This window comes from Parendozoicomonas verongulae, assembly GCF_009711465.1.
Classification (GTDB): Bacteria; Pseudomonadota; Gammaproteobacteria; order Pseudomonadales; family Endozoicomonadaceae; genus Sansalvadorimonas; species Sansalvadorimonas verongulae.
The window spans coordinates 43,754-52,715 of record NZ_SMME01000855.1 but is presented as its reverse complement, the minus strand read 5'-3'; the positions used below and the strand labels follow the sequence as shown (position 1 = coordinate 52,715).

Annotated in this window: 9 protein-coding genes; 6 read left to right on the top strand and 3 right to left on the bottom strand. The window is 51.1% G+C overall.

Annotated elements, in window-relative coordinates:
- The first annotated feature begins 53 nt into the window (after positions 1–53).
- The 4 genes from E1189_RS16100 (at position 54) to E1189_RS16085 (ending at position 3,321) form a co-directional block, all read left to right on the top strand.
- A complete protein-coding gene (locus E1189_RS16100; RefSeq protein WP_155161440.1) occupies positions 54–272 on the top strand; it encodes a hypothetical protein in 219 nt (72 codons plus the stop codon).
- Positions 273–409: 137 nt separating this feature from the next.
- Positions 410–670, top strand: coding sequence for an exodeoxyribonuclease VII small subunit (locus E1189_RS16095; protein ID WP_155161438.1), 261 nt, complete (start codon positions 410–412; stop codon positions 668–670).
- Between the two features lie 29 nt (positions 671–699).
- Positions 700–1,572 (top strand): polyprenyl synthetase family protein, encoded by an 873-nt coding sequence (locus E1189_RS16090; protein ID WP_155161436.1) that lies wholly within the window; start codon positions 700–702, stop codon positions 1,570–1,572.
- Between the two features lie 6 nt (positions 1,573–1,578).
- The gene (locus E1189_RS16085; RefSeq protein ID WP_155161433.1) at positions 1,579–3,321 is read left to right on the top strand and encodes a 1-deoxy-D-xylulose-5-phosphate synthase; all 1,743 of its coding nucleotides are present in this window, start codon (positions 1,579–1,581) and stop codon (positions 3,319–3,321) included.
- Positions 3,322–3,351: 30 nt separating this feature from the next.
- Here E1189_RS16085 and ribA read toward each other — a convergent pair whose 3' ends face one another.
- The 3 genes from ribA to E1189_RS16070 form a co-directional block, all read right to left on the bottom strand.
- Positions 3,352–3,945 carry a GTP cyclohydrolase II gene (gene ribA / locus E1189_RS16080; protein WP_329602083.1) on the bottom strand — a complete coding sequence of 198 codons (594 nt, stop codon included), beginning with the start codon at positions 3,943–3,945 and terminating at the stop codon, positions 3,352–3,354.
- Positions 3,946–4,032: 87 nt separating this feature from the next.
- The gene (locus tag E1189_RS16075) at positions 4,033–4,668 is read right to left on the bottom strand and encodes a retropepsin-like aspartic protease family protein (RefSeq protein WP_155161430.1); all 636 of its coding nucleotides are present in this window, start codon (positions 4,666–4,668) and stop codon (positions 4,033–4,035) included.
- 29 nt (positions 4,669–4,697) lie between these two features.
- Complete coding sequence (locus E1189_RS16070; RefSeq protein ID WP_329602082.1) at positions 4,698–5,165, bottom strand: phosphatidylglycerophosphatase A family protein; 468 nt, start codon at positions 5,163–5,165, stop codon at positions 4,698–4,700.
- Between the two features lie 169 nt (positions 5,166–5,334).
- Here E1189_RS16070 and E1189_RS16065 point away from each other — a divergent pair, with 169 nt between their 5' ends.
- A complete protein-coding gene (locus E1189_RS16065) occupies positions 5,335–7,626 on the top strand; it encodes a nitric-oxide reductase large subunit (RefSeq protein ID WP_155161425.1) in 2,292 nt (763 codons plus the stop codon).
- A gap of 88 nt (positions 7,627–7,714) precedes the next feature.
- The coding region (locus tag E1189_RS16060; protein WP_196221478.1) for a hypothetical protein at positions 7,715–8,962 on the top strand (1,248 nt) is incomplete at its 3' end.

Below are 8,962 nucleotides of genomic sequence, written 5' to 3'. Positions count from 1 at the left end.
AAGAGTTATGACATTCAAACGATCCGTTGTGCGGACATTTGAAGAAAAAGAGCATGCCCAAGAACGCTGGGGCCATGCGTTTCAGCAGACAAACCTCTCATCTGCGTCAACTATTAAAAACTGCGCTATCGAGTAAAACCTATACCAATGTGTCTGATACCATGAGTAGAATTGCGACAACCTGCCCCTATCTGGCACAACGAAAACAGTTTACAAGCCCTTATAACGGCATGATTTTTAAGGATTTTGCAGAAAGAAATGGCAAAAAGTAACGGCCAGCCCGAAGGCAAAAAGTCCACCCACACATCAATGATGAAGCAGTCTGGGCTGGTTTGACGGTTTTCCCCCTCTCGGGTACTGTTCTCCCGTTGGTATACCTCATCCCCAAACACCTACATAAAGGCCCGCTATGGCAAGCAATACGCCTGAAGCTGACAAACAAGGCTTTGCCTTTGAAACCTCCCTGCGTGAGCTGGAACAGACGGTTCGTGAGCTGGAATCCGGTGATCTTCCCCTGGAGCAATCTCTCAAAGCTTTTGAAAAAGGTATTGGCCTGACCCGCGAATGCCAGAAGGCATTGGAAGACGCTGAACAGAAAGTACGCATTCTTCTTGAAAAAGACGGCAAACTGGAAACCCAACCCTTCGATCAGACCGACGCCAACCCATGAACTTTTCCGAGTTTCTGTCCTGCAGTCAGATGTGGACAAACCAGGGGTTACAGGGGCTGCTTCAAAAGGCCTCTGTAAAAAACGACATGATGCGAGAGGCCATGGCCTACTCCACGCTGGCTGGCGGCAAACGGGTTCGCCCTATGCTGGTGAGAGCCGTGTGCGAGGCACTGGGTGGTGATGGGGAGAAAGCACTTCCTGCCGCCTGTGCACTGGAGCTGGTTCATACCTATTCTCTGATTCATGATGACCTTCCGGCCATGGACGATGACGACCTGCGCCGAGGCCGCCCCACCTGCCACAAGGCTTTTGATGAAGCCACCGCCATCCTCACCGGTGATGCCTTGCTGACTCTCGCCTTTGCAGTGCTGGCTGACAACCCCACACTCCCAGCCGATGTGCGCATTGAGCAAACTCTAACTCTCGCCAGAGCCGCTGGCTGCAACGGCATGATTGAAGGGCAGGCTCGGGATATGCAGTCCACAGGGAAAACTCTCACTCTTGAACAGTTGAAAGAACTGCATAACTGCAAAACCGGTGCACTGATTAGAGCGGCCTGCACACTGGGTGCACTGGCAGCTGGAGCAACGGCACAGCAAACCCGAATATTGGAAAGCTACGCCGAGGCTATCGGGTTGGCCTTTCAGGTACAGGATGACATTCTTGATGTCACGGCCTCCACAGAAGTACTTGGTAAAACCCAGGGGGCGGATATTGCCCAGGGCAAGAACACCTACGTATCCCTGTTGGGGCTGGAAGGTGCTCAGGCTACTGCTCTTGAATTGCGTGATACGGCTCTGAAGGAACTGAATACCCTTTCCCTGACACTCAATACCCATACCGAGAATCCAGTCAGGCACCTGCAGTCTCTGGCTAACTACATCGTCGAACGAGATCACTGACCGAAGATGCCCCTGCTGGACTCCATTTCCTACCCCTCAGACCTGCGCAAGCTCAAGCCGGAGCAACTCCCGGAGCTTGCACAGGAATTGCGGGTATTTCTGACATCTTCGGTCTACCAGACCGGCGGCCACCTCGGGGCTGGGCTAGGCGTTATTGAGCTGACTATCGCCCTGCACTACCTCTTCGATACGCCGGACGACAGACTCATCTGGGATGTGGGCCACCAGTGTTACCCCCACAAGATTCTTACAGGTCGCAAAGAGGCCATGACATCCCTGCGGCAAACAGATGGATTATGTGGTTTCCCATCCCGGGAAGAAAGCCCCTACGACGCCTTTGGTACCGGGCATTCCAGCACCTCCATCAGCGCCGCTCTGGGCATGGCGATGGCAGCTCGGGCCAAAGGGGAGCACCGGCAGGCCATAGCCGTGATTGGCGATGGAGCCATGACCGCCGGACAAGCGTTTGAAGCTTTGAATCACGCCGCCTGCATGAAGGCTAACCTGCTGGTGATTCTGAACGATAACGATATGTCCATCTCCCCCAGCGTAGGCATGCTGGCCCGTTATCTGCGGGGCATTCAGGCTACCTCCGGCCGGGCTCCAGCCCAAGACCCCGTGGTTCGTTTTGAAGATCACAGCATGACCATGGCAGGGCCAATTTCCGGCCACGACCTCCCTGCTCTGCTGGACACTCTGGAACGTCTGAAGAATCAACCTGGCCCCAGGCTTCTGCATGTCGTCACCCGTAAAGGCAAAGGCCTGCCAGAAGCGGAAGCTGATCCGGTTAAGTATCACGCAGTCGCTAAAGTCTCCGGTGAAAACGAACCGGAAAAGGTTAAGAAACCCAGCTGGTCAAACCGCTTCGGCCACTGGCTCTGTGCCACAGCCGCCAGAGATAAACGCTTGTTTGGCATTACCCCGGCTATGCGTGAAGGATCGGATCTGGTGCAGTTCTCAGAGCTGTTCCCTGAGCGTTACTGTGATGTAGCCATTGCGGAACAACATGCTGTGACACTGGCAGGGGGAATGGCCTGCGAAGGCATGAAACCTGTTGTGGCGATTTACTCCACATTCCTGCAACGGGGTTACGATCAGCTGATTCACGATATCGCCCTGCAAAATCTGGATGTGCTCTTTGCGCTGGATCGAGCCGGGCTTGTGGGGGAAGACGGTCCGACCCACCACGGCCTGTACGATATCGCCGCGCTAAAAGCCATTCCCAATATGGTGCTTATGGCGCCATCCGATGAGCTGGAACTGAATCAGATGCTGACTTTTGGTTACGACTACAAAGGGCCAGCTGCGGTGCGTTATCCCAGGGGCCCGGCTCAGGAAGCATTGCTGTCCGGCCATGATTTTGCTCTGGAGATGGGTAAAGGGCGCATTTTGCGTAATGGACAATCTGTCGCCATTCTCGGCTTTGGTCCACTCACTAAACTGGCTCTGGGTGTTGCAGAACAAGCGAATGTGACTGTGGCGGATATGCGCTTTGTAAAACCTCTGGATACAGCTCTGATTCAACAGCTGGCAGAGGAGCATTCCCTGCTGATTACGCTGGAAGAGGGTGCGGTGAAAGGAGGCATTGGAGAAGAAGTGGCGGCACTGTTACAAGGCTTTGATACCGAAGTGGTGAACCTTGGCATTCCTGATCAGTTTATTGCCCATGGCAACAAAGCGGATCAGCTGAAGCAGTGTGGGGTAACCGCTGAGAATATTCTGAGTTTAATCAGCCGCAGGTTGGGTTAGCGAAACGTAACCCAACAAACAGCTTCTCAATCAAGCGTTGTTATACAGGTGACCCAGCTTAACAACCTTGGTTTCCAGATAACGCTCGTTGTGAGGGTTCTGACCCGTTTGCAGGGGAACACGTTCCACAATATCGATATCCAACCCTTTCATGGCATCTACCTTGCGAGGGTTGTTAGTCATCAGGCGCATTTTGGTGATGCTCAGGTGACGCAGCATCACTCCACACATGTCGTAAGTACGCAAATCAGCAGCAAAGCCCAGCTGTTCATTGGCTTCTACAGTATCAGCACCGCGATCCTGTAACTCATAGGCTTTAACCTTGTTGAGCAAGCCAATACCGCGGCCTTCCTGACGCAGATATAGAATAATACCCCGGCCTTCCTTTGCGACAGCAGCCATGGCTGCTTCCAGTTGGGGGCCACAGTCGCAGCGCATGCTGCCAAATGCGTCACCGGTCAGACATTCTGAATGGATTCGGCCAAGAACGGGTTCACCGTTCCCTACATTTCCCATGGTCAGCGCCAGGTGCTCCTTTCCGGTCGCATTATCCTGGAATCCGTGCATGGTGAAAGTGCCATGGGGGGTGGGCAGTTTGGATGCTGCCACGAAAACGGTTGACACTCGACATTCCTCAACTACTGGTCATGGGCAGGCATTGTATCAGTGGTTCTGCCATCAGGCGAGCCTGAAATGTTATAAGGTAACACCTCAATAACGTGGCACAAGGTAGAGCATATTCCCCTGCTCACGCATATCAACTTCCCGTAAAAAGCTCATACCCAGCAAGATTGGATGATTGCTGGGCACCACCGAAGCTTTCACATTATTCAGGGTAATTGTCTCAACCGTGACGCTGCTCAGGGTGATCTGATAACCCACCACTGTGCCATTGGCCGTTTGGTAACGGGCCCGTGTGCCGTTGCGGTAGGAGATGCCGAGTTGTTTGGCTGTAGCCTCACTCAGGCTGATATCCGATGCGCCGGTATCCACGACCATACGTACAGTGCGGCCATTGATCTTGCCGTTGGCCCAGTAGTGGCCATCGTTGCTTCGAATCAGTGAAGCGTCTTTCTTTTGGGGAGCAGCTGTAAAGCCATCTGCTCGTTCACGCCCCAGGTTCAGGGTCTGTTTTTTTCCATTGATTTCCACAACGGCATTATTGTTACCGGTAGACACCAGCTTGATACCATCTTTGCTCTGCCCCGTTTTGAGGAAGTGCCGCTGTCCATCTACAACTATGACCGCAGCATCAGGAAACAGGCCAACGACGTTTACAGTGACACTCGCCTGAACCTGAACATTCACTGCCAGCAAAAGAGAAAGGTAAGTCGCTCGTTTTATCATTCTTTTTATCCCAACGAGATACGCTTGCGTCAGTGAAAAAAATACGCCAGAAGCTGTAAGCAGATAAGAGCATAAACACCGGCTATCAGGTCATCTACCATGATGCCTGAGCCACCATCCATCTCCCTGTCGACCAGGTCAATTGGCCAGGGCTTCCATATATCAAACATCCGGAACAGTATGAAACCGATAGCCACCCACAGCCAGCCGGTGGGGGCTGCAATCATGGTCACCCAGAATCCGCAAAACTCATCCCAGACAATACCACCGTGGTCATGCACTCCCAAGTCTTTGGATGTACGCCCACAGATGGTTATACCCACGACAGAAGCCACAACAACAACCAGCAAGTAAAGAGGCAGAGAAAGATACTGAAGAAGCAGATAGAAGGGTATCGCTGCCAAAGTACCAAAGGTACCCGGCGCTTTGGGGGCCAAACCGCTGCCAAAGCCAAACGCGAGAAGGTGCCAAGGGTTGGATAAGTCCGGTTTATTCACCACAATTCTCTGGACATCGAAGTCAAAAATAGAAAAAGACACCTTACAGCAGGGGCGCTTTTCACACAAATTGCAACTTGCACATTCAGAAACCTCTCTTATGCTACAGATGTCGTCTTCCCTCGCTCGACAGCTTTGCCGTTATCCTATCGTGCCTGAAGGATGTCTCATGTCTGAACGAACCCTGCCTGATGATGCCTCACAGCCCGTGTCATTCACACGCTGGCGCATCGCCCTGCTCTTTGTAATGGTGTTTGGTTTCACCGTCCTTGGCATTATCACTGTCAAAGTTCACCACGACGCTCCCCCCATACCGGGAAAGGTTGTGCACCAAAGCGGTGAAGTCTTATTTACCGGCAACGACATCAAAGCCGGGCAGGAAGTCTTTCTCAGACACGCTCTGATGGATAATGGCACGATATGGGGGCATGGCAGTTACCTTGGCCCGGACTACTCGGCCCAGTACCTCCACTACGTGTCTGAAGCGGTACAGGATTACACGGCAAAGGTCGAGTTTGGTAAAGAGCAGCAGTACCTGAGCCCTCCGGAACGCACACTGGTTGATGCATCCGTTGTCGCAACCTTAAAGGTAAACAGATACACCCCCTCGGATGACACACTGGTATTTACCCCGCCAGAAGTGAATGCCTTTCTTCAGCAAATCGATGACTGGACAAACTATTTTGCCCGTCCGGAAAACAACGGAGGCCTGCCGGCAAACTATATCCGCGATCCGGCAGAGTTAAGGCAGCTGGTTGCCTTCTTTGCCTGGACATCCTGGGCATCCGTTGCAAGCCGCCCCGGCGAAGATTATTCCTACACCAATAATTTTCCTTACGACCCCAGCGTGGGCAACCTGCCTACAGGTCAGACCCTGCTATGGAGTGCCCTCAGCCTTGTCTTCCTGTTAGGCGGTATTGGTGCCGTTCTACTGGCTTTTGGCCGGTTTGATTACCTTGGCTGGGGTGGAGAAAACGACGACAGCCATATATTCCCCGGTTTAATACCGGGGGAGATAACTGACAGCCAACGTGCAATCCTTAAGTATTTTGCTGTCGTTGGTCTGCTGTTTCTCGTGCAGGTAGTGATGGGCGGAGCAACAGCCCATTATCGGGCTGACCCGGCCAGCTTTTACGGGATCGATATTTCCGATGTCCTTCCCAGCAACATTCTTAGAACCTGGCATCTGCAACTGTCGATTTTCTGGATAGCCACTGCCTACGTAGCTGGAGCACTGTTTTTGGCTCCGGTACTGGGAGAGCATGAACCCAAACTCCAGTCTTTCTGCATTCATCTTCTGTTCTGGGCTCTGGTTGTGGTGGTGGTTGGCAGTATGGCGGGCGAGTGGCTTGGTTCCCTGCAGTTTATAACGGATAACTGGTTCTGGTTTGGCCATCAAGGCTGGGAATACCTTGAGCTCGGGCGCTTCTGGCAGATTCTGCTTGCGGCAGGGTTGTTGTTTTGGTTTTTCCTTGTGCTGCGCGCGGTTGCGCCTTCATTCAAGGACAAATCCAGTAAGGAAATGAGTTACCTGTTTATCCTGTCTGCACTGGCCATTCCCGTATTCTACCTGCCAGCTATGTTCTTTGACGGACAGACCCATTTTTCGATAGTCGATACTTGGCGCTTCTGGATTATTCACTTGTGGGTCGAGGGCTTTTTTGAGTTGTTCGTGACTGTACTGGTGGCCGTTATCCTGTTTCGCCTGGGGGTTGTGCGCAAGGTCACTGCAACACGAGTGATTTACCTGGATGCCATTCTTTATTTTGGCGGGGGGTTAATTGGTACGGGTCATCATTGGTACTTTACCGGTCACACCAATATGAATATGGCTTTCAGCGCCGCATTCTCGGCTTTGGAAGTGGTACCGCTCACACTGATTACCCTTGATGCCTGGGACTTCATAAAAGTCACAAAAAATCGGGCTCAAGCCACTGGGCAGGTTATCTCCATTCCCCATAAATGGACATTTATGTTTTTAATGGCCGTCGGGTTCTGGAATTTTGTGGGGGCCGGTGTTTTTGGTTTTCTTATCAATCTGCCCATTGTCAGTTATTACGAGATGGGCACCCAGCTCACTCCGAACCATGGTCATGCCGCCATGATGGGAGTGTTTGGCATGTTGGCACTTGGGCTTATGGTGTTCTGCCTCAGACAAATCTCTACAGATGTCATATGGAAAGAGCTTGAAAAGTATGTTCGCATTTCCTTTTGGGGGCTGAATATCGGCATGTTCCTGATGTTGTTTCTTAGCCTGTTTCCCGGAGGGGTTATGCAGCTGCTGGATGTGTTAGATAACGGTTACTGGCATGCCCGTAGTCTGGAATATACCGGGCAGGAATGGCCTCGCCTGTACGAGTGGTTGCGCTTGCCAGGTGATGTTGTGTTTATTGTAATCGGAGTCTGCCCAATAGCATTGGCGGGGTGCCTAGGCTATCTCAAACTTCGCAAACCGGCCTGATAAGAAGTGCGTATAGCCTTAAGCAACAGGTCATGATCAAGACCAGTAACTATACTGCTGCACCATCATACACAATGGTGCTTGAGTTATGTTTCCTTCGATACTGTCTAATAGCGAAAGTATTCGACAAAGGCTGACGTTTCAAATTTTATTCTTTTCATTGATTGCAGCCTTGTGTTCTTTTGCTTACGGCAGCAGTGAAGGCAAGTTCAAAAAAAAATACACCCGATTAGTGGATGATGAGGAGGAGTATAACGGACAGCCAGAGCCTCCCCCCGTTTATAGTGACGCTGCCGGGACAGAGTACCTTGAAGTTGGCCAGCAAAAATATCGAGTACAGCACGTAGGCGATATTTCTGTTTCAACAAGTAGCGAATATCAGGGGCATCAGTATTCAGAGATAACGTATGAAGATTTTCGCTCCCCAACGGGTTACCCTCCTGGCAGCTACTTCAAAACCCGGGTCGCTTTCTCTGTCGTGAAACATGATTGGAGCAATGGGGGGCGTTACAGTATAGATATATGGTTTTTTCCAAATGGTCTACAGGACGAACGCTATCAAGGCAAGATACTGGCTGTTCCCCACAATCTGTTGAAGGTTGACGATCAAGACAGTTCCACAGATGCGACTTTCCATATATCGACGATGAGACTGGAAGAAGCCAAAGTTTATAGCTTTGCTTCAACTCTCAGCCTTGAGTCTCCCATCAAGCAAAAGACGGTAGCAAAAAAGTTTGTTCTAAGATCTCAACCTGATCAGATACTGGAGTTTGGGTTATCTCGTGACTGGGGGAAGTTCACAGATCAATTAAATCAAGTAACCCTGAGGCTCACGACCTCACAGGAGACTTTACTCACACAAAACAATACAACCACAAGTGAGCATGGACATCACTATTCCTTTTCTATCCCACGAAGTCGTTTTGATACTGGCTATGACCCAAAAGGCAAAAGGAAACTCGGAAATGCGTCCTCCATACCGACCCCTAAACTTCAGTTTAACGACATTGTTATTGGGCTTTTCATACATGTTGAAGAAGGCAAGGTTGCTGCCAAATTAGATACCATAAGCTCATACGACAATCTCAGAACCTTCCTTGAGGATACTACCTCAGAAACAGTGGTACCGGCTTCTGGCGAACAAAAAAAACGGATAGCAAGCGCCATGACGGGTATCTGTTCAAAAGCCCTCCGTGACTACCTTGCAGATCACAGTGTCACTGTCTACTGGATTGACCCAGAACATCAGCAGCATAAAATTGCATATTTTTCCAACTGGACGGGGAAGCTGGAGGTAGATAAGAGGCACCCTGATACTTTCTATCACTCGGGCAAA

Bases quoted from the DNA above. Each gene is read 5' to 3' on its own strand.
- E1189_RS16100 (WP_155161440.1), top strand. From the start codon at position 54: ATGCCCAAGAACGCTGGGGCCATGCGTTTCAGCAGACAAACCTCTCAT.
- E1189_RS16095 (WP_155161438.1), top strand. From the start codon at position 410: ATGGCAAGCAATACGCCTGAAGCTGACAAACAAGGCTTTGCCTTTGAA.
- E1189_RS16090 (WP_155161436.1), top strand. From the start codon at position 700: ATGTGGACAAACCAGGGGTTACAGGGGCTGCTTCAAAAGGCCTCTGTA.
- E1189_RS16085 (WP_155161433.1), top strand. From the start codon at position 1,579: ATGCCCCTGCTGGACTCCATTTCCTACCCCTCAGACCTGCGCAAGCTC.
- E1189_RS16075 (WP_155161430.1), bottom strand. From the start codon at position 4,668: ATGATAAAACGAGCGACTTACCTTTCTCTTTTGCTGGCAGTGAATGTT.
- E1189_RS16065 (WP_155161425.1), top strand. From the start codon at position 5,335: ATGTCTGAACGAACCCTGCCTGATGATGCCTCACAGCCCGTGTCATTC.